The sequence below is a fragment of the Streptomyces sp. NPDC127108 genome, from assembly GCF_042677545.1.
In the GTDB taxonomy this organism is placed as follows: domain Bacteria; phylum Actinomycetota; class Actinomycetes; order Streptomycetales; family Streptomycetaceae; genus Streptomyces.
Genome location: NZ_JBHXTE010000003.1, coordinates 122,038 through 139,785, shown reverse-complemented (window position 1 = coordinate 139,785; position 17,748 = coordinate 122,038). Strand labels below are relative to the sequence as shown.

16 protein-coding genes and 1 pseudogene are annotated in these 17,748 nt (G+C 70.5%); 8 read left to right on the top strand and 9 right to left on the bottom strand.

The window, feature by feature from the left end:
- Nucleotides 1-93 precede the first annotated feature (93 nt).
- Both ACFVHO_RS03725 and ACFVHO_RS03720 read right to left on the bottom strand, forming a co-directional pair.
- Entirely contained in the window at nucleotides 94-1,050 is a 957-nt protein-coding gene (locus ACFVHO_RS03725; protein ID WP_385709667.1) for a pirin family protein, read from the bottom strand.
- Between the two features lie 152 nt (nucleotides 1,051-1,202).
- Nucleotides 1,203-1,682 carry an SseB family protein gene (locus ACFVHO_RS03720; RefSeq protein ID WP_385709664.1) on the bottom strand — a complete coding sequence of 160 codons (480 nt, stop codon included), beginning with the start codon at nucleotides 1,680-1,682 and terminating at the stop codon, nucleotides 1,203-1,205.
- Nucleotides 1,683-2,033: 351 nt separating this feature from the next.
- Between ACFVHO_RS03720 and ACFVHO_RS03715 the strand changes: the two genes are divergently transcribed.
- From ACFVHO_RS03715 to ACFVHO_RS03700, 4 genes are all read left to right on the top strand, one after another.
- Entirely contained in the window at nucleotides 2,034-2,837 is an 804-nt protein-coding gene (locus ACFVHO_RS03715) for an alpha/beta fold hydrolase (RefSeq protein ID WP_385709661.1), read from the top strand.
- A gap of 178 nt (nucleotides 2,838-3,015) precedes the next feature.
- Nucleotides 3,016-4,842, top strand: coding sequence for an acyl-CoA dehydrogenase (locus tag ACFVHO_RS03710; RefSeq protein ID WP_385709658.1), 1,827 nt, complete (start codon nucleotides 3,016-3,018; stop codon nucleotides 4,840-4,842).
- Nucleotides 4,843-5,146: 304 nt separating this feature from the next.
- Nucleotides 5,147-6,451: a M18 family aminopeptidase gene (locus ACFVHO_RS03705; RefSeq protein ID WP_385709655.1), complete on the top strand. Its 1,305-nt coding sequence runs from the start codon at nucleotides 5,147-5,149 to the stop codon at nucleotides 6,449-6,451.
- A 51-nt stretch (nucleotides 6,452-6,502) separates the two neighbouring features.
- A complete protein-coding gene (locus tag ACFVHO_RS03700) occupies nucleotides 6,503-7,003 on the top strand; it encodes an LURP-one-related/scramblase family protein (RefSeq protein ID WP_385709652.1) in 501 nt (166 codons plus the stop codon).
- A 16-nt stretch (nucleotides 7,004-7,019) separates the two neighbouring features.
- Here the strand turns inward: ACFVHO_RS03700 and ACFVHO_RS03695 are convergent, their stop codons facing one another.
- Nucleotides 7,020-7,808, bottom strand: coding sequence for a carbon-nitrogen family hydrolase (locus ACFVHO_RS03695; RefSeq protein WP_385709649.1), 789 nt, complete (start codon nucleotides 7,806-7,808; stop codon nucleotides 7,020-7,022).
- Nucleotides 7,809-7,943: 135 nt separating this feature from the next.
- On the opposite strand from ACFVHO_RS03695, the gene ACFVHO_RS03690 reads away from it, so the two are divergent.
- Nucleotides 7,944-8,768, top strand: coding sequence for a maleylpyruvate isomerase family mycothiol-dependent enzyme (locus tag ACFVHO_RS03690; protein WP_385709646.1), 825 nt, complete (start codon nucleotides 7,944-7,946; stop codon nucleotides 8,766-8,768).
- A gap of 132 nt (nucleotides 8,769-8,900) precedes the next feature.
- Here ACFVHO_RS03690 and ACFVHO_RS03685 read toward each other — a convergent pair whose 3' ends face one another.
- Complete coding sequence (locus ACFVHO_RS03685) at nucleotides 8,901-10,223, bottom strand: nitrate/nitrite transporter (protein ID WP_385709643.1); 1,323 nt, start codon at nucleotides 10,221-10,223, stop codon at nucleotides 8,901-8,903.
- Nucleotides 10,220-10,915 carry a GntR family transcriptional regulator gene (locus ACFVHO_RS03680; RefSeq protein ID WP_385709640.1) on the bottom strand — a complete coding sequence of 232 codons (696 nt, stop codon included), beginning with the start codon at nucleotides 10,913-10,915 and terminating at the stop codon, nucleotides 10,220-10,222. The genes ACFVHO_RS03685 and ACFVHO_RS03680 overlap by 4 nt, the downstream gene beginning before the upstream one ends.
- A gap of 268 nt (nucleotides 10,916-11,183) precedes the next feature.
- On the opposite strand from ACFVHO_RS03680, the gene ACFVHO_RS03675 reads away from it, so the two are divergent.
- A complete protein-coding gene (locus tag ACFVHO_RS03675; protein ID WP_385709637.1) occupies nucleotides 11,184-12,062 on the top strand; it encodes a D-alanyl-D-alanine carboxypeptidase family protein in 879 nt (292 codons plus the stop codon).
- Nucleotides 12,063-12,171: 109 nt separating this feature from the next.
- Here ACFVHO_RS03675 and ACFVHO_RS03670 read toward each other — a convergent pair whose 3' ends face one another.
- The 3 genes from ACFVHO_RS03670 to pdhA are packed head-to-tail and all read right to left on the bottom strand — an operon-like array spanning nucleotide 12,172 to nucleotide 15,877.
- Complete coding sequence (locus ACFVHO_RS03670; protein ID WP_385710082.1) at nucleotides 12,172-13,620, bottom strand: dihydrolipoamide acetyltransferase family protein; 1,449 nt, start codon at nucleotides 13,618-13,620, stop codon at nucleotides 12,172-12,174.
- Nucleotides 13,621-13,640: 20 nt separating this feature from the next.
- A complete protein-coding gene (locus tag ACFVHO_RS03665; protein ID WP_385709634.1) occupies nucleotides 13,641-14,621 on the bottom strand; it encodes an alpha-ketoacid dehydrogenase subunit beta in 981 nt (326 codons plus the stop codon).
- 2 nt (nucleotides 14,622-14,623) lie between these two features.
- Entirely contained in the window at nucleotides 14,624-15,877 is a 1,254-nt protein-coding gene (gene pdhA, locus ACFVHO_RS03660; RefSeq protein WP_385709632.1) for a pyruvate dehydrogenase (acetyl-transferring) E1 component subunit alpha, read from the bottom strand.
- A gap of 359 nt (nucleotides 15,878-16,236) precedes the next feature.
- Between pdhA and ACFVHO_RS03655 the strand changes: the two genes are divergently transcribed.
- Both ACFVHO_RS03655 and ACFVHO_RS03650 read left to right on the top strand, forming a co-directional pair.
- The gene (locus tag ACFVHO_RS03655) at nucleotides 16,237-16,896 is read left to right on the top strand and encodes a response regulator (protein ID WP_385709629.1); all 660 of its coding nucleotides are present in this window, start codon (nucleotides 16,237-16,239) and stop codon (nucleotides 16,894-16,896) included.
- Nucleotides 16,897-17,091: 195 nt separating this feature from the next.
- Nucleotides 17,092-17,562, top strand: coding sequence for a pyridoxamine 5'-phosphate oxidase family protein (locus ACFVHO_RS03650; RefSeq protein WP_385709626.1), 471 nt, complete (start codon nucleotides 17,092-17,094; stop codon nucleotides 17,560-17,562).
- Here the strand turns inward: ACFVHO_RS03650 and ACFVHO_RS03645 are convergent.
- Nucleotides 17,535-17,748 (bottom strand): annotated as a pseudogene (locus ACFVHO_RS03645) (serine/threonine protein kinase); the annotation flags it as partial. The gene ACFVHO_RS03650 and the pseudogene ACFVHO_RS03645 overlap by 28 nt on opposite strands.

Sequence of the window (17,748 nt, the reverse complement as noted above, 5' to 3'; positions counted from 1 at the left end):
CGGTCGCGTGCCGTGCGCGGCGAGGACCGCCGATCACATGCCGTGTACGGCGGGCACCTTCGATCACGTGCCGTGTACGAAGGACACCGTCGATCACATGCCGTGTACGGCGGGGACCGTCCCCAGCAGGCCCTTCTGGAAGTCCTCGAAGGCCTGCTGCAGCTCCGCGCGGGTGTTCATCACGAACGGCCCGTAGTGCGCCATGGGCTCACGGATGGGCTGTCCGCCGAGCAGCACGACCTCCAGGTCGGGCGTGTGGGCGTCCTGCTTCTCGTCCGCCCGGACGGTCAGCGAGCCGCCCGCTCCGAAGACGGCGGTCTGCCCGAGGTGGACGGGCCGCCGCTCCGCGCCGACGGTGCCGCGCCCGGCGAGGACGTAGGCGAGCCCGTTGAAGTCCTCCCGCCAGGGCAGCGTGACCTCGGCGCCGGGCCGCACGGTCGCGTGCACCATGGTGATCGGCGTGTGCGTGATGCCCGGGCCCTCGTGACCGTCCAGCTCACCCGCGATGACCCGCAGCAGCGCGCCGCCGTCGCCGGTGGTCAGGAGCTGCACCTGGCCGCCCCGGATGTCCTGGTAGCGGGGGTCCATCATCTTGTCCTTGGCGGGCAGGTTCACCCACAGCTGGAGGCCGTGGAAGAGCCCGCCGGACATGACGAGCGATTCGGGCGGCGCCTCGATGTGCAGCAGCCCGGACCCGGCGGTCATCCACTGGGTGTCCCCGTTCTGGATGGTGCCGCCGCCACCGTTGGAGTCCTGGTGCACGAAGGTGCCGTCGATCAGGTACGTCACGGTCTCGAAGCCGCGGTGCGGGTGCCAGGGCGTGCCCTTGGGCTCACCGGCCGCGTACTCCACCTCGCCCATCTGATCCATCATGATGAACGGGTCGAGGTACTTGTAGTTGATCCCGGCGAAGGCGCGCCGCACCGGGAACCCTTCCCCCTCGAAGCCGCTGGGCGCGGTCGTCACGGCGAGCACGGGGCGCGCCACGGCGTCGGCCGGTGCGGTCACCCTGGGCAGGGTCAGCGGATTCTCGACGGTCACTGCAGGCATGGATGGGACCTCCTTGTACGCTCAGATTAGTTGAACGTAGAACTTTCTGCCACCTGGAACACGGAACGCCCGGAGGGCATTCCCTCCGGGCGTTCCGGTGATCACTGTGGGGCGGGCCCTTGGCTGAAACCGTCAGCCGCACCCGCGGGCCGTCATCCGTACATGCGGCGCATGGCGAAGTCGACCATCTGCTCGACGGCCTTGGCGTCGAACACCATGCGGTGCTCGCCCTCCATGTCGAGGACGAAGCCGTAGCCGGTCGGCAGCAGGTCGATGACCTCCGCGCCGGTGATCACGAAGTACTTGGAGTCCTTGCCGGCGTACCGGCGCAGTTCCTTGAGCGACGTGAACATCGGGATGACCGGCTGCTGGGTGTTGTGCAGCGCGAGGAAGCCGGGGTTGTCACCGCGCGGGCAGTACACCTTCGAGGTCGCGAAGACCTGCTGGAAGTCCTCGGCGGCCATGGAGCCCGTGGTGAACGCGCGCACCGCGTCCGCGAGGGACGGGGGCGACGGCTCCGGGTACAGCGGGGGCTGCTGGCCGTAACCACCGGGCGTCTGCGCTTGCGGCGGCGGCTGTTGCGGCGGGACATACCCCTGCCCGACACCCGCGTGCTGGTCGTAGCCGTACATACGGGCCAGCGTACCGATTCTGGCGGGGGCGCCGTACGCGGACGCCGGTTCCGTGGGGCCCGGGGCGCCCCACGACCCGGCCTCCCCCCGGCAGTTACCCCCACGACCGCCACCACTACCGCCACCGCTGTGGGCAATCGTCCCGCAGGGCGATAGGGGTCTCCCCTGCTCGAGCGAAGCCGAGAGCTTGGGGAAGGGTGGGCACAGCCCCGGCCGACGGTGCGTTTGACGCCCAGGGCCACGTGAGCTGCGGCGAGAGATTATGTAGCGGTCGCTAGACAAAGAGCCAGAGGGGCAGTTACCGTTTTTGTAGCGGGGGCTACAGATACTCGACCCGAGGGGGACCCAAGCATGTCCGCAGGCACGACCACACCCACACGCACGACCAGGGCGACGTACGCCCGGACCACCCTCGGAGAGGGCCCGGCTCTGCTCCTGGCGCACGGCGCGGGCGGCTCCGTGGAGGCCAACTTCGGGCCGGTCCTGCCGGGGCTGGCGGCGGCCCACAGGGTCGTGGCCGTCGACTACCCGGGGTCGGGGGAGACGCCGCGCACCAAGGAACCCCTGACTCTGGACACCCTCGCGGACGAGCTGATCGCCGCGGCCGACGCGGAGGGCGCGGACACCTTCGCCCTGGCGGGCTATTCGCTGGGCACCGCGGCGGCCGTCCGCACGGCGACCCGCCACCCGGACCGGGTGAAGGCCCTGGTCCTGACGGCCCCCTTCGCCCGCCCGGACACCCGCATGACCCTCGCCGCCCAGACCTGGCACCACCTGGCCTCGTCCCGCGACCGGGACAAGCTGGCCCGCTTCCTGCTCCCGCTCGCCCTGAGCCCCCGGGCCCTGGACGCACTGACCCCGGAGCAGCTCGCGGCGACCCTGCGGGGCACGGCGGAGTCGGCCCCGGAGGGCACCCCGGACCACGTGGACCTGGTCATCCGCACGGACGTCCGCGCGGACCTGGCCGCCGTCACGGTCCCGACCCTGGTCATCGCGACCACAGAGGACCAGCTCGTCCCGCCCGCCGCCCAGCGCGAGGTCGCGGCCGGAATCAGGGGCGCCCGCGTGGCCGAGATAGGCACCGGCCACCTCCCCTTCGCCGAGCAGCCCGCCCAGTGGCAGCGCCTGATCACCGACTTCCTGGCCGAGGCGTAGACCGGGCGGGATCCGGGGCCCCGACCGGAAGCAGGCCTACCGAATAGACCCTGCTCACACTTGGGCCATCAGGGGTTGCCTCTTATTACCGACGGGTAGCATCATGGTCAACGACTAGCTACTTACTGGTACGCCCACGAGGATTCCAGCCTCCCAAGCCACTTACGGAGCCGTCGCCATGGGGCACTACAAGTCGAATCTCCGCGACATCGAGTTCAACCTCTTCGAGGTGCTCGGCCGCGACAAGCTGTACGGCAGCGGCCCGTTCGCGGAGATGGACGTCGAGACCGCCAAGAGCATCCTCAGCGAGCTGTGCCGCCTCGCCGAGAACGAGCTCGCCGAGTCCTACGAGGACGCCGACCGCAACCCGCCGGTCTTCGACCCGGCGACCAGCACCGCCCCGGTCCCGGCCTCCTTCAAGAAGAGCTACCAGGCCTTCATGGACTCCGAGTACTGGCGTCTCGGGCTGCCCGAGGAGATCGGCGGCACCACCGCCCCCCGCTCCCTGATCTGGGCCTACGCGGAACTGCTGCTCGGCGCCAACCCGGCGGTCTGGATGTACTCCTCAGGACCGGCGTTCGCCGGCATCCTCTTCGAGGAGGGCAACGAGGCGCAGAAGAAGGTCGCCGAGATCGCCGTGGAGAAGCAGTGGGGCTCCACGATGGTCCTCACCGAGCCGGACGCGGGCTCCGACGTGGGCGCGGGCCGCACCAAGGCCGTGCAGCAGGAGGACGGCTCCTGGCACATCGAGGGCGTGAAGCGCTTCATCACGTCCGGTGAGCACGACATGTCGGAGAACATCCTCCACTACGTCCTCGCCCGCCCCGAGGGCCACGGCCCCGGCACCAAGGGCCTGTCCCTCTTCCTCGTGCCGAAGTACGACTTCGACTGGGAGACCGGCGAGCTCGGCGAGCGCAACGGCGTCTACGCGACCAACGTCGAGCACAAGATGGGCCTGAAGGCGTCCAACACCTGCGAGATGACGTTCGGCGACCAGCACCCCGCCAAGGGCTGGCTGATCGGCGACAAGCACGACGGCATCCGCCAGATGTTCCGCATCATCGAGTTCGCCCGCATGATGGTCGGCACGAAGGCGATCTCGACGCTCTCCACGGGCTACCTGAACGCCCTGGAGTACGCCAAGGAGCGCGTCCAGGGCCCCGACCTCGCCCAGTTCATGGACAAGACCGCGCCGAAGGTGACCATCACCCACCACCCGGACGTGCGTCGCTCCCTGATGACGCAGAAGGCGTACGCGGAGGGCATGCGCGCCCTCGTCCTGCACACCGCCGCCGTTCAGGACGAGATCGCGGTCAAGGAGGCGACGGGCGAGGACGCCTCCGCCCTGCACGCGCTGAACGACCTGCTCCTGCCCATCGTGAAGGGCTACGGCTCGGAGAAGGCCTACGAGCAGCTGGCGCAGTCGCTCCAGACGTTCGGCGGCTCCGGGTACCTGCAGGAGTACCCGATCGAGCAGTACATCCGCGACGCCAAGATCGACACCCTCTACGAGGGCACCACCGCGATCCAGGGCCAGGACTTCTTCTTCCGGAAGATCGTCCGCAACCAGGGCGCCGCGCTGAACGGCCTCGCCGAGGACATCAAGAAGTTCCTCGCCGTCGGCACCGGCGGCGAGCAGCTCGCCGGGGCCCGCGCGGAGCTGGCCAAGGCGGCCGTCGAGCTGGAGGCCATGGTCGGCGTCATGCTCACCGACCTCGCGGCCACGGAGCAGGACGTCAAGTCCATCTACAAGGTCGGCCTCAACACCACCCGCCTCCTCCTCGCCTCCGGCGACGTCGTCGTCGGCTACCTGCTGCTTCGGGGTGCCGCCGTCGCCGCCGAGAAGCTGGAGACCGCCGCGGCGAAGGACCAGGCGTTCTACCAGGGCAAGATCGCCGCAGCCAGGTTCTTCGCGGCGAACGTCCTGCCGGGCGTGGCCACCCAGCGCGCCCTCTCCGAGACGGTCACCCTCGACCTGATGGAGCTGGACGAGGCGGCGTTCTAGCCCGCCCCCACCCAGACCAGGTGGCCCGCTCCTCCGCCCCGGGGAGCGGGCCACCACCATGTCCGTCACGCCGCCGTAATCACCCCGTGGGAGAGCGGCAGCGGCGCGCAGCGCCAGTGGCCCCCCAGCCGCAGCCGCCGACGGCGAACGCCCCCCCAGGCGGGGTCCACCGCACTGTGAGGCAGAAATGGGCGGGCGGGTGGGAGAGATCCGCCGCGAAGCGGCGGGACAGGGCCAGCCCCCGCGGCGCCGCACCGTAAGAACCACCCCCAGCCCCCCGCAGGGGCGTAGCTAAGGTGACGCCATGAGCACACGCCCCCGCTTCGACCGCGGCCACACCGACGACCTCATCACCTTCCTGGCGGCGAGCCCCTCGCCGTACCACGCCGTGGCGAGCGCCGCCGAACGCCTGGAGAAGGCCGGCTTCCGCCAGGTCGGCGAGACCGACGCCTGGGACGGCTCGACCGGCGGCAAGTACGTGCTGCGGGGCGGCGCGATCGTCGCGTGGTTCGTCCCGGAGGGCGCCGCCCCGCACACCCCGTACCGCATCGTCGGCGCCCACACCGACTCCCCGAACCTGCGCGTCAAGCCCCTGCCGGACACCGGCGCGCACGGCTGGCGCCAGGTGGCCGTGGAGATCTACGGCGGCCCGCTGCTCAACTCCTGGCTGGACCGCGACCTGGGCCTCGCGGGCCGTCTGTCCCTGCGGGACGGCACGTCCCGCCTGGTCAACATCGACCGCGCACTGCTCCGCGTACCCCAACTGGCCATCCACATGGACCGTTCGGTGCACACCGACGGCCTGAAGCTCGACAAGCAGAAGCACATGCAGCCCATCTGGGGCCTCGGCGACGACGTCCGCGAGGGCGACCTGATCCGCTTCGTCGAGGAGGAGTGCGGCCTCGCCCCCGGCGAGGTGACCGGCTGGGACCTGATGACGCACTCCATCGAGCCGCCCGCGTACCTGGGCCGCGACCGCGACCTGCTCGCGGGCCCCCGCATGGACAACCTCCTTTCCGTGCACGCCGGTACGGCGGCCCTGGCCGCCGCGGCCACCGCCCCCGACGCCGACGCGCTGCCGTACATCCCCGTCCTCGCCGCCTTCGACCACGAGGAGAACGGCTCGCAGTCCGACACCGGCGCGGACGGCCCGCTGCTCGGCACGGTCCTGGAGCGTTCGGTCTTCGCGCGCGGCGGTTCGTACGAGGACAAGGCGCGGGCCTTCGCGGGCACCGTCTGTCTGTCGTCCGACACCGGCCACGCCGTCCACCCCAACTACGGCGAGCGGCACGACCCGACGCACCACCCGCGCGCCAACCGGGGCCCGATCCTGAAGGTGAACGTCAACAACCGCTACGCCACGGACGGCGGCGGCCGCGCCGTGTTCGCCGCCGCCTGCGAGAAGGCGGGCGTGCCGTTCCAGGCGTTCGTGTCCAACAACTCGATGCCCTGCGGCACGACGATCGGCCCGATCACGGCCGCGCGGCACGGCATCAAGACGGTCGACATCGGCGTGGCCATCCTGTCGATGCACAGCGCCCGCGAGCTGTGCGGCGCCGACGACCCGCATCTGCTCGCGGAGGCGCTGCTCGCGTTCCTGGAAGGCTGAACCGGCCGGTCGCCGGGGGGATATCGTGCGTTTCGGGGTACTCATGGGCGCATGAGACTTCTCGTACGCGACCGGCTGTTCGGCATCGGCGACGACTACTGGATCGAGGACGACCGGGGCCGCAAGGTCTTCTTCGTCGACGGCAAGGCGATGCGGCTGCGGGACACCTTCGAGCTGAAGGACATGCAGGGGCGGGTCCTCGTCGACATCCACGCGAAGATGCTCGCCCTGCGCGACACGATGGTGATCGAGCGCGAGGGCGAGCCGCTCGCCAGGGTCAAGCGCAAGCGCCTGTCCCTGCTCCGCAACCACTACCGGGTGGAGCTCGCCGACGGCTCGACCGAACTGGACGTCAGCGGCAAGATCCTGGACCGCGAGTTCGCCATCGAGTACGAGGGCGAACTCCTCGCCGACATCTCCCGCCGCTGGTTCAGCGTCCGCGACACCTACGGCGTCCACATCACCCGCGACGACGCGGACCCGTCCCTGCTCCTGGCCATCACGATCTGCGTGATCCGCCTGGCGGAGAAGGAACGCGGCGCGGGGGACTGAGCCCCCCCGCCTGTGGCTACGACAACCGACGGTCCTTAAGCGCCGGGAACTGTTCCCGGGTTTCCGCGACCTTCCCAAGGTCGAGGTCCACCGTGAGGACAACCTCCTCAGCCCCGTCCGCCTCGGCCAGCACCTCGCCCCACGGGTCGACCACGACACTGGCCCCCGCCTGCGGCACCCCGGCGTGCGTCCCCGCGGTCCCACAGGCGAGCACGAACACCTGGTCCTCGACGGCCCGCGCCCGCGCGAACAGCGACCAGTGCGCCCGCCGCCGCGCGGGCCACCCGGCGGGGACGACGAACACCTCGGCCCCGTCGTCGACGAGGCCCCGGAACAGCTCGGGGAAGCGCAGGTCGTAGCAGGTGGCGAGGCCGAGCACGGCCTCGGGCGTACGGGCGGTGACCAGCTCCGTGCCCGCGCCCATCATCACGGCCTCCCCCTTGTCGAAGCCGAACCGGTGGATCTTCCGGTACGAGGCGGCGAGCTCACCCTCGGGCGAGAAGACCAGGGAGGTGTTGTACAGGGCCCCGTCGGGGGCGCGCTCGGGAATCGACCCGGCGTGCAGCCACACCCCGGACTCCCGCGCGGCCTTGGCCATCACCTCGTACGTGGGCCCCTGGAGCGGCTCGGCCTCGGCGTCGAAGGACTCGTAGGCGAAGGCGCCCGTCGTCCACAGCTCGGGCAGCACGAGCAGGCCGGAACGCTCCCGCTCGGCGATCTCGCGTACCAGCGAAGAGACCCGCTGCCGACGGGAATTGACTGATTCATCATCGTCTACGGCGATCTGGAGGAGAGAGGCGCGCACACTACCACCGTCCTGGCATTCGAGCCGTCAACTAGGCCTACGATCGTCACACGAAAGCACTGCCGGGGTGCCAGCGGGCAGCGTAACTTAGCGTCCCAGACACCCACCGCCCGCGTACGACCGCCGAGGGGTCCCGTGAGTCTCCATCCCAGCCTTCAAACCTACGCCGATGCCTGGACCCACTCCGTGGAAGCGATATCCGAGCTGGTGTCCCCCCTCACCGAGGGGGAGTGGAACCAGCCGACCCCCTGCCCGGCCTGGTCCGTGCGGGACATCGTCTCCCATGTCATCGGCCTCGACTGCGAGATGCTGGGTGACCCGCGCCCGATCCACACCCTGCCGCGCGATCTGTACCACGTGCAGACCGAGGGCCAGCGCTACATGGAGATGCAGGTCGACGTCCGCCGCCACCACACGGCGCCCGAGATGACCTCCGAGCTGGAGTACACGATCATCCGCCGCTCCCGGCAGCTGCGGAACGAGTCCCGCGACCCGTCGACGAAGGTGCGCGGCCCGCTCGGCACGGAGCAGACCCTGGAACTGGCCATGCGGACGCGGGCGTTCGACGTGTGGGTGCACGAGCAGGACCTGCGCACGGCCCTCAGGAAGCCGGGGAACATCGAGTCGCCGGGGGCGTACGTCGTCCGTGACCTGCTCCTGCAGGGGCTGCCGAAGGTGGTCGCGAAGAAGGCGGGCGCCCCGGCGAACTCCGCGGTGGTCTTCGACGTGAGCGGCCCCGTCGAGTTCCTGCGCACGGTGCGCGTCGACGCGGAGGGCAGGGCGACGGTGGACAACGCCCCCTCGCTCGGCCCGCTCGCCACCATCGGCATGGACTGGGACACGTACTTCCGGCTCGCCTGCGGGCGGGTCTCGTACGCGGCCGTCAAGGACCGGGTGAAGGTCGAGGGCGACCAGGACCTCGGCGACGCGATCCTCGGGGAGTTCGCGGTCACGCCGTAGCACGCCGGCCGGGGTTCCGGGGCGGTCCCGGAACCCGGCGGCGCGGCGAGTCCCCACGGCGGGCCGGGGGCGTACGCCACACACGGGGACGCGCGCCGCCAGACGTGCACCGTCATGACGGGACGTGCACCGTCAGACAGGAACGTGCACCGTCTCCACCCGGCTCGCCACCAGCCGCTCCCGCTCCCTGCGCGCCGCCCGGCTCCGCAGCCGCAGGATCTGGCTGAGGCCGACGGCCTCCAGGACGAAGACCGCGGAGAAGGCGATCCGGTAGTTGTCGCCGGTCGCGTCGAGCAGCACTCCGATGGCGAACAGCGTCGTCATCGAGGCGATGAAACCACCCATGTTGGTGATGCCGGAGGCCGTCCCCTGCCGCTCCGGCGGATTCGCGGGCCGCGCGAAGTCGAAGCCGATCATCGAGGCCGGACCGCAGGCGCCGAGCACCACGCACAGCACCACGAGCAGCCACAGCGGCGCGTGCGCCCCGGGCCAGGCGAGCGTCGCCGCCCAGACGGCCGCCGTCGCGCCCACCGTGCCGAGCGCCAGCGGCAGCCGCGCCGCGTGGTGCCGGGCCACGACCTGCCCGAAGACCAGGCCGATCGCCATGTTCGCCAGGACGATCAGCGTCAGCAGGTCCCCCGCCGCGCCGCGCGACAGGCCCTGCGCCTCGACCAGGAACGGCAGGCCCCACAGGAGCAGGAACACCATCGCGGGGAACTGCGTCGTGAAGTGCACCCACAGGCCGAGCCGGGTGCCGGGCTCCCGCCAGGACAGCGCGATCTGTTCGCGTACGAAGCCGGGTCCGCCGCCGGGCCGTGCCGCGGGCGGCTCCGGCTCGTGGCCCTCCGGGTGGTCCTTCAGGAACACCGCCATCACCACGAGGACGACGACTCCGGCGAGCGCGCTGCCCGCGAACGCGGTGGTCCAGCCGACCTCGTGCAGGACCCGGGCGAGCACGAGGGTCGAGACCAGGTTGCCCGCCATGCCGACGAGCCCGGCGAGCTGCGCGACGAGCGGGCCGCGCCGGACGGGGAACCAGCGGGTGCCGAGCCGCAGCACGCTGATGAACGTCATCGCGTCGCCGCAGCCGAGCAGCGCGCGCGAGGCGAGCGCCATGCCGTACGAGGGCGAGAGCGCGAAGCCGAGCTGGCCGAGGGTGAACAGGACCACGCCGAGGGTCAGGACCTTCTTCGTGCCGAGCCGGTCCACCATCAGGCCGACGGGTATCTGCATGCCCGCGTACACGAGCAGTTGGAGTATCGAGAACGTCGACAGGGCGGAGGCGTTGACGTGGAAGCGGTCGGCGGCGTCCAGGCCCGCGACGCCCAGCGAGGTGCGGAAGATGACGGCGACGAAGTAGACGGAGACGCCGACGGACCACACGAGCACGGCCCGCCGTCCGCCGGGCGGGTCCCCGGGCAGCCGGGCCGCCCCGGCCGTCGCGCCGGTGGTCATCGTGCGGCTCCCCGCGCGAGGTTCTGGAACCAGCCGACGTGCCGCGTGACCACGTCCACCGCGGCGTCCGCGTCCTGTGCCGTCAGTGCCGCGAGGATCTCCTCGTGCTCGGCGAGGGTCTTGGCGATGCGGTCGGGGTGGGAGTGCATCACGGCGACGCCCATCCGCAGCTGGCGGTCGCGCAGCTGGTCGTAGAGGCGGGACAGGATGTCGTTGCCGCCGCTGCGGACGATCTCCGCGTGGAAGCAGCGGTCGGTCTTCGCCGCCGCCGCGAGGTCACCGGCCGCGGCCTGCTCCCGCTGCTGTTCGAGCAGCTCCGTCAGCCGGTCGAGGAGTCCGGCAGGCGCGGGCACCGCCTTGCGCACCGAGTGCGTCTCGACGAGCAGCCGGGTCTCGACGACGTCCGCGATCTCCTGCGCGGAGACCGGCAGGACGAGGGCGCCCTTCTTCGGGTAGAGCCGCAGCAGCCCCTCGACCTCCAGCTTCAGGAGCGCCTCGCGCACCGGTGTGCGGGACACCCCCACGGCCTCGGCGAGCTCTCCCTCCGTGAGGAGCGTGCCGCCCTCGTAGTGGCGTTCCAGGACGCCCTGCTTGACGTGCGCGTAGACGCGCTCTGCGGCGGGGGGCTGCTTGAGGGAGGACTTGTCGGTGGACGGGGGCGGGGCCATGGAGGCGGGTGGGGCGGCGGGCATGCGCACAGCATAGATACAACACGTATACACGGGGAGCCCGGTTCCACGATCCGGACAGGGGCCGCCCGACAGTGATCCACTCAACACGACTTGGCCGCATCTTTACCCGTTTGGCACGCATCCGTTCCACCCTCTCGTCAGTCATCCCTGTGACGGCTTTCCCATCTCGCCTGCACCGCAAGGAGATTCGGGACATAAGCCGCCAACTACCTCATCAAGCAGGGACAACGGAGCGTTCACCTTGAGAATCCGCACCCCGGGCGTGCGCGTGCGTCGTATAAGCGCAGCCGCTGCCGTCACCGCCGGAGCCGTCCTCACCACGGGCATCGCCGTGGCTCCCGCGCAGGCCGCCGCGCCGCCCAAGCCGTCGATCGCCGCCAAGGGCGGCTACCTGATGAACAACGGCTCGGGCAAGGAACTGTTCAACAAGGCTGCGGACACGCGCCGCGCCACCGGCTCGACGACGAAGATAATGACCGCCCGAGTGGTCCTCGGCCAGCGGAACCTCAACCTGGACTCGAAGGTCACGATCCAGAAGGCGTACAGCGACTACATCGTCCGCAACAACGCCTCGCACGCCCGCCTCATCGTGGGCGACAAGGTGACGGTCCGCCAGCTCCTGTACGGGCTGATGCTGCCGTCCGGCTGCGACGCCGCGTACGCCCTCGCGGACAAGTACGGCAAGGGCTCGTCCCGCGCCGCGCGCGTGAAGTCCTTCATCGGCCAGATGAACAAGACGGCCAAGGACCTGAAGCTGAAGAACACGCACTTCGACTCGTTCGACGGCATCAGCAACGGCGCCAACTACTCGACGCCGCGCGACCTGACGAAGCTCGCGAGCAACGCGATGAAGTACTCGCAGTTCCGCACGATCGTGAAGACGAAGACGTACACGGCGAAGACGAAGACCAAGACCGGCGGCACCCGCACCATGGCGCCCTGGAAGAACACCAACGCCCTGCTCGGCTCCTACCGCGGCGCGATCGGCGTGAAGACGGGCTCCGGCCCGCAGGCCAAGTACTGCCTGGTCTTCGCCGCCACGCGCAACGGCAAGACGGTCATCGGCACGGTGCTCACGTCCACCTCCTCCGCCGCCCGCATCGCGGACGCGAAGAAGGTCATGGACTACGGCTTCAAGGTCGCCTAGCAGCCCTTGAAGCAACGGTCCGTGGATACGGGGACGGGGCCCACCGCACATCGCGGTGGGCCCCGTCCTTCGTACTGAAGGGCGCTGTGCCCCTTCGTACTGAAGGGCGCTACGCCCAGGTCATCAGCCGCTTGGGCTGCTCCAGGATCGCCGCCACGTCACCGAGCACCTTCGAGCCCAGCTCGCCGTCCACCAGGCGGTGGTCGAAGGAGAGCGCGAGGGTGGTCACCTGACGGGGCTTCACCTTGCCCTTGTGGACCCACGGCTGGAGCTTGATCGCGCCGACCGCGAGGATCGCGGACTCGCCCGGGTTCAGAATGGGCGTGCCCGTGTCGATGCCGAAGACACCGATGTTCGTGATCGTGACCGTGCCGCCCTGCATGGCGCCGGGCGACGTCTTGCCCTCGCGGGCCGTGGTCACCAACTCGCCCAGGGACGAGGCCAGCTCGGGCAGGGTCTTGGCGTGCGCGTCCTTGATGTTCGGCACGATCAGACCGCGCGGGGTCGCCGCGGCGATGCCCAGGTTCACATAGTGCTTCTGGACGATCTCCTGGTTCGCCTCGTCCCAGGCCGCGTTCACGTCCGGGTTCCGGCGGATCGCGAGGAGCAGCGCCTTGGAGATCAGAAGCAGCGGGTTGACCCGCAGCCCCTCGAAGGCACGATCCTGCTTGAGCTCCTCGACCAGCTTCATCGTGCGCGTCACGTCCACCGTCACGAACTCCGTGACGTGCGGCGCCGTGAAGGCCGAGCCGACCATCGCCTGCGCGGTGGCCTTGCGGACGCCCTTGACCGGGATGCGGGTCTCGCGGGCGTCGCCCGCCGCCACGGAGGCGGCGGCCGGGGCGGGCGCGGCCGGGGCCGGGGCCACGGCGGGCGTGGGCGCCGGGGCGGCCACCGCGGCGTGCACGTCCTCGCGGGTGATGATCCCGTCGGGGCCGGTCGGCGTGATGGTGGCCAGGTCGACGCCCAGGTCCTTGGCGAGCTTGCGGACCGGGGGCTTGGCCAGGGGGCGGGCGCCGGTGGGTGCGGCGGCCTGGGTGGCCGCCGGGGCCTGGGGGGCCGGGGCGGGCGCCGGGGCGTGGCCGTTCAGCTCGCCCTGCACCGCCGCCGCGTAGTACGTCCCGGCGGGCGGCTCCTCGCCCTGGCCCGGCACGGGCTTGCGGGCGCGGCGCTTGGTGGAGGACTCGGAGACGCCGTACCCGACGAGGACCGGCTGGCGGCCCTTGGGTGCCTCGGGCTCCTCCGGCGCGGCGGGCGCGGGGGTGGCCTCGGGGGCGGGCGCGGCCTCGGGCGCGGCGCCGCCGGCCGGGCCCACCGTGATGATCACCTGGCCGACGTCCACCGTCGTGCCCTCGGCGAAGCGCAGCTCCCGCACCGTCCCGTCGAACGGGATGGGCAGCTCGACGGCGGCCTTGGCCGTCTCCACCTCGCACACGACCTGTCCGTCGGTGACGGTGTCACCCGGCGCGACGTACCACTTGAGGATCTCGGCCTCGGTGAGTCCCTCGCCCACGTCGGGCATCTTGAACTCGCGCACGGCCGAAGCGGTGTCAGTCATTGTCGTCACGACCCTCTTCCTCAGTACGCCAGCGAGCGGTCGACGGCGTCGAGCACCCGGTCGAGACCCGGCAGATAGTCCTCTTCGACCCGGGCGGGCGGATACGGGGCGTGGAAGCCGCCGACGCGGAGCACCGGCGCCTCCAGGTGGTAGAAGCACCGCTCGGTGATGCGGGCGGCGATCTCGGCGCCCGAGCCGAAGAACGTCGGCGCCTCGTGCACCACGATCAGACGGCGGGTCTTCTCGACCGAGGCCTGCACCGAGTCGAAGTCGATCGGCGAGATCGTGCGCAGGTCGACGACCTCCAGGGACTTGCCCTCCTCGGCGGCGGCCGCGGCGGCCTCCAGGCAGGTCTTCACCATCGGGCCGTACGCCACGAGGGTCGCGTCCGTGCCCTCGCGGACCGTGCGGGCCTTGTGCAGCGGGTCGGGGATGGCGTCGGTGTTGACCTCGCCCTTGTCCCAGTACCGCCGCTTGGGCTCGAAGTAGATCACCGGGTCGTCGCTCTGGATGGCCTGCTGGAGCATCCAGTAGGCATCGGACGAGTTCGACGGCGAGACCACCTTCAGGCCCGCGACGTGCGCGAACAGCGACTCCGGGGACTCGCTGTGGTGCTCGACGGCGCCGATGCCGCCGCCGTACGGAATGCGGATGACGACCGGCACCTTGATCTTGCCGAGCGCACGCGCGTGCATCTTGGCGAGCTGCGTGACGATCTGGTCGTACGCGGGGAAGACGAAGCCGTCGAACTGGATCTCCACCACCGGGCGGTACCCGCGCAGGGCGAGGCCGATGGCCGTGCCGACGATGCCGGACTCGGCGAGCGGGGTGTCGATGACCCGGTCCTCGCCGAAGTCCTTCTGCAGGCCGTCGGTCACCCGGAAGACGCCACCGAGCTTGCCGACGTCCTCGCCCATGACGAGGACCTTCGGGTCGGTGTCGAGAGCCCGGCGAAGGGACTCGTTGATCGCCTTCGCGATCGGAAGTTTCTGTACGGCCATGGCTACTTGACCTCCCCGCCAGTGGCGGCGTTCACAGGTGCGTCCGCGAACGACGCCTGGTAGGCGGCGAACTGGGCGCGCTCCTCGTCCACGAGCGCGTGGCCGTCGGCGTAGATGTTCTCGAAGATCGACATCGGCTCGGGGTCGGGCATCGTCCGCACCACGTCCCGCACTCGCTTGCCCAACGTCTCGCTCTCGGCCTCGAGTTCCGCGAAGAATCCCTCATCCGCGTGACCCTGGGCCTCCAGGTACGTCCGCAGCCGCAGGATCGGGTCCTTGGCCTCCCAGGCCTCGCGCTCCTCGTCGCGCCGGTAGCGCGTCGGGTCGTCCGAGGTGGTGTGGGCGCCCATGCGGTACGTGAACGCCTCGATCAGCGCCGGTCCTTCACCACCGCGCGCCCGCTCCAGGGCCCACTTGGTGACGGCGAGACAGGCGAGCACGTCGTTGCCGTCGACGCGGACGCCGGGGAAGCCGAAGCCCTGCGCGCGCTGGTACAGCGGCACCCGGCTCTGCTTCTCGGTCGGCTCGGAGATCGCCCACTGGTTGTTCTGGCAGAAGAACACCACGGGGGCGTTGTAGACGGCGGAGAAGGTGAACGCCTCGGCCACGTCGCCCTGGCTGGTGGCGCCGTCGCCGAAGTACGCCACCACCGCGCTGTCGGCGCCGTCCTTGGCCACGCCCATCGCGTAGCCCGTGGCGTGCAGCGTCTGCGAGCCGATGACGATCGTGTACAGCTGGAAGCCGTTGGTGTTGGGGTCCCAGCCACCGTTGTTCACGCCGCGGAACATGCCGAGCAGGAGCGTCGGGTCGACGCCCTTGCACCAGGCCACGCCGTGCTCGCGGTAGGTGGGGAAGACATAGTCGTCCGCGCGGGTCGCGCGGCCCGATCCGACCTGCGCGGCCTCCTGGCCGAGCAGCGACGGCCACAGGCCGAGCTCGCCCTGTCGCTGCAGGGTGACGGCCTCGGCGTCGAAGCGGCGGGTGAGAACCATGTCCCGGTACAGGACACGGAGGTCCTCCGGCGTGAGGTCCGCGACGTAGCGGTCGTACTCGGAGTTCTCGACCCGCTCGCCCTCGGGCGTAAGCAGCTGTACGAGCTCCGGCTCGCCGCCCTGGGCGGCGTCCTTGCCCTGTGCGGCGCCCTTCGCGGCGCCCTTGTCCGGGCTCGCGGTCTTCTTGGCGCTCGCACTGGCGCGCTTGCCGCCGCCGCTGCTTGCGCGGCGCGGTGTGCGCGCGGCGGTGCTTTCCACGGTCACGTGTGCTCCTCCGTCGGTCCGGCCCCCGGGGTCCACCGGGAGGCCAGTACGGCTCGCCCGATTCCAGCCCGTCGCACGGGGTGGGTGCGGCTCAGCCGGGACAAGGCGTGACAGTTGCTCCGGCGAGCGCCCTTCTCCAAGCACGTTACCCAGTGCGTACCAAAACTGTGAAACCCCGTCTGACCTGCAATTTTGCTTGGATTTCCAAGTAAATCCCGCTAGGAAATCCAACTAAATCGAGAAGAGCGGAAACACAGCCTGGTCACAGCACTGATCACAGCCTGGCAGGGGGCCGGAACACCGGCACGTTATCCCGGCCACCCCGGGCACGGGAAGAGTTGATGTGTGACACTGGCAGGGTGCGCGAAGAAGGAAAAATCACGGTATTCCTGCTTGACGATCACGAAGTCGTGCGGCGCGGAGTCCACGAACTGCTCTCCGTGGAGTCCGACATCGAGGTCGTCGGCGAGGCCGGCACGGCGGCGGACGCACTGGTGCGGATTCCGGCCACGCGGCCTGATGTAGCGGTCCTCGACGTGCGGCTCCCGGACGGCAGCGGCGTCGAGGTGTGCCGTGAGATCCGTTCCCAGAGCGACGACATCAAATGTCTGATGCTCACGTCGTTCGCGGACGACGAGGCCCTCTTCGACGCCATCATGGCCGGTGCTTCCGGCTATGTGCTCAAAGCCATTCGCGGCAATGAACTCCTCTCCGCGGTGCGCGATGTCGCCGCCGGAAAGTCCCTGCTCGACCCGGTCGCCACGGCCCGCGTCCTGGAGCGCCTGCGCGACGGCAAGAACCCCAAGGGCGACGACCGGCTCGCGAACCTCACCGATCAGGAACGCAAGATCCTGGATCTGATCGGCGAGGGCCTGACCAACCGCGTCATCGGCGAGCGACTGCACCTCGCCGAAAAGACGATCAAGAATTACGTCTCCAGCCTGCTGTCCAAGCTCGGCATGGAGCGCAGGTCGCAGGCGGCGGCGTACGTGGCCCGGATGCAGGCCGAGCGGCGCTGACCGCCCCGGCTCTGCCCGACCCTTTCGAGCCCCTGCCCGACCCCTTCGGGCCCCTGTCTGCCCCGTCGCGCTCCAACCAGTGCCCGGACGGGCCCGCTCGGCCCCCTGAGGGCAGGCTTACACGGGACTTATGGCCCCCTCTTGAGGGGCGGGCGGCTCTTCTTCCGGCGCGGGCGGCTGGCGCAGGGTGGGGAGATGCCGACCGAAGAACAGCTCGCCTACGACCTGCTGCGGCGCACGGACTACGGCAGGGTGGCGACCAGCATGCGCGCGCTGCCCTTCCTCGCGGTGGCCCGGCACGTGGTGGTCGACGGCCGCATCCTGCTGCGCATGCACCGGGGCTTCGGCTACCACCAGGCGTGTGTGGGCAGCGTGGTCGCGTACGGCGCCGACAACCTCTCCACCCGGACGGCCCGCGAGGGCCAGTGGACGGTCCAGTTCGTCGGCATGTGCGAGACCTTCACCCCCACCACCGGCGACCTGGAGCTCTTCGGCCCGACCCCCCACTACGTGGACGGGGACCTCTTCGACCCGGTGTACCTCCGCATAGACCCCCAGCTGGCGAAGGTCCACACGCTGACCCGAGCCGGGGACGGCGCCTCCCGGCCGCACATCCCCGTGGGCACCCCGGAGAGGTGCTACTCCGTGTCGCCCTCGCCGCCCTGAGCGGCACCCTCGTTGTTGCCCCCGTCGTCCGGCGGCGACTGCGGGTCGGTCGGCTCGGTGGGCGGATCGGTCGGGTCCGTGGGCGGGTCCGTCGGGTCCGTGGGCGGGTCCGTCGGGTCGGTCGGCGGGTCCGTCGGGTCCGTCGGCGGATCGGTCGGCTTCGTGGGCTGCTGAGTGTCCTGCGTG

Excerpts from the sequence above, each read along its gene's own strand:
- ACFVHO_RS03725 (WP_385709667.1), bottom strand. The coding sequence starts at position 1,050 with ATGCCTGCAGTGACCGTCGAGAATCCGCTGACCCTGCCCAGGGTGACC.
- ACFVHO_RS03720 (WP_385709664.1), bottom strand. The coding sequence starts at position 1,682 with ATGTACGGCTACGACCAGCACGCGGGTGTCGGGCAGGGGTATGTCCCG.
- ACFVHO_RS03715 (WP_385709661.1), top strand. The coding sequence starts at position 2,034 with ATGTCCGCAGGCACGACCACACCCACACGCACGACCAGGGCGACGTAC.
- ACFVHO_RS03710 (WP_385709658.1), top strand. The coding sequence starts at position 3,016 with ATGGGGCACTACAAGTCGAATCTCCGCGACATCGAGTTCAACCTCTTC.
- ACFVHO_RS03705 (WP_385709655.1), top strand. The coding sequence starts at position 5,147 with ATGAGCACACGCCCCCGCTTCGACCGCGGCCACACCGACGACCTCATC.
- ACFVHO_RS03700 (WP_385709652.1), top strand. The coding sequence starts at position 6,503 with ATGAGACTTCTCGTACGCGACCGGCTGTTCGGCATCGGCGACGACTAC.
- ACFVHO_RS03685 (WP_385709643.1), bottom strand. The coding sequence starts at position 10,223 with ATGACCACCGGCGCGACGGCCGGGGCGGCCCGGCTGCCCGGGGACCCG.
- ACFVHO_RS03680 (WP_385709640.1), bottom strand. The coding sequence starts at position 10,915 with ATGCCCGCCGCCCCACCCGCCTCCATGGCCCCGCCCCCGTCCACCGAC.
- ACFVHO_RS03670 (WP_385710082.1), bottom strand. The coding sequence starts at position 13,620 with ATGACTGACACCGCTTCGGCCGTGCGCGAGTTCAAGATGCCCGACGTG.
- ACFVHO_RS03665 (WP_385709634.1), bottom strand. The coding sequence starts at position 14,621 with ATGGCCGTACAGAAACTTCCGATCGCGAAGGCGATCAACGAGTCCCTT.
- ACFVHO_RS03650 (WP_385709626.1), top strand. The coding sequence starts at position 17,092 with ATGCCGACCGAAGAACAGCTCGCCTACGACCTGCTGCGGCGCACGGAC.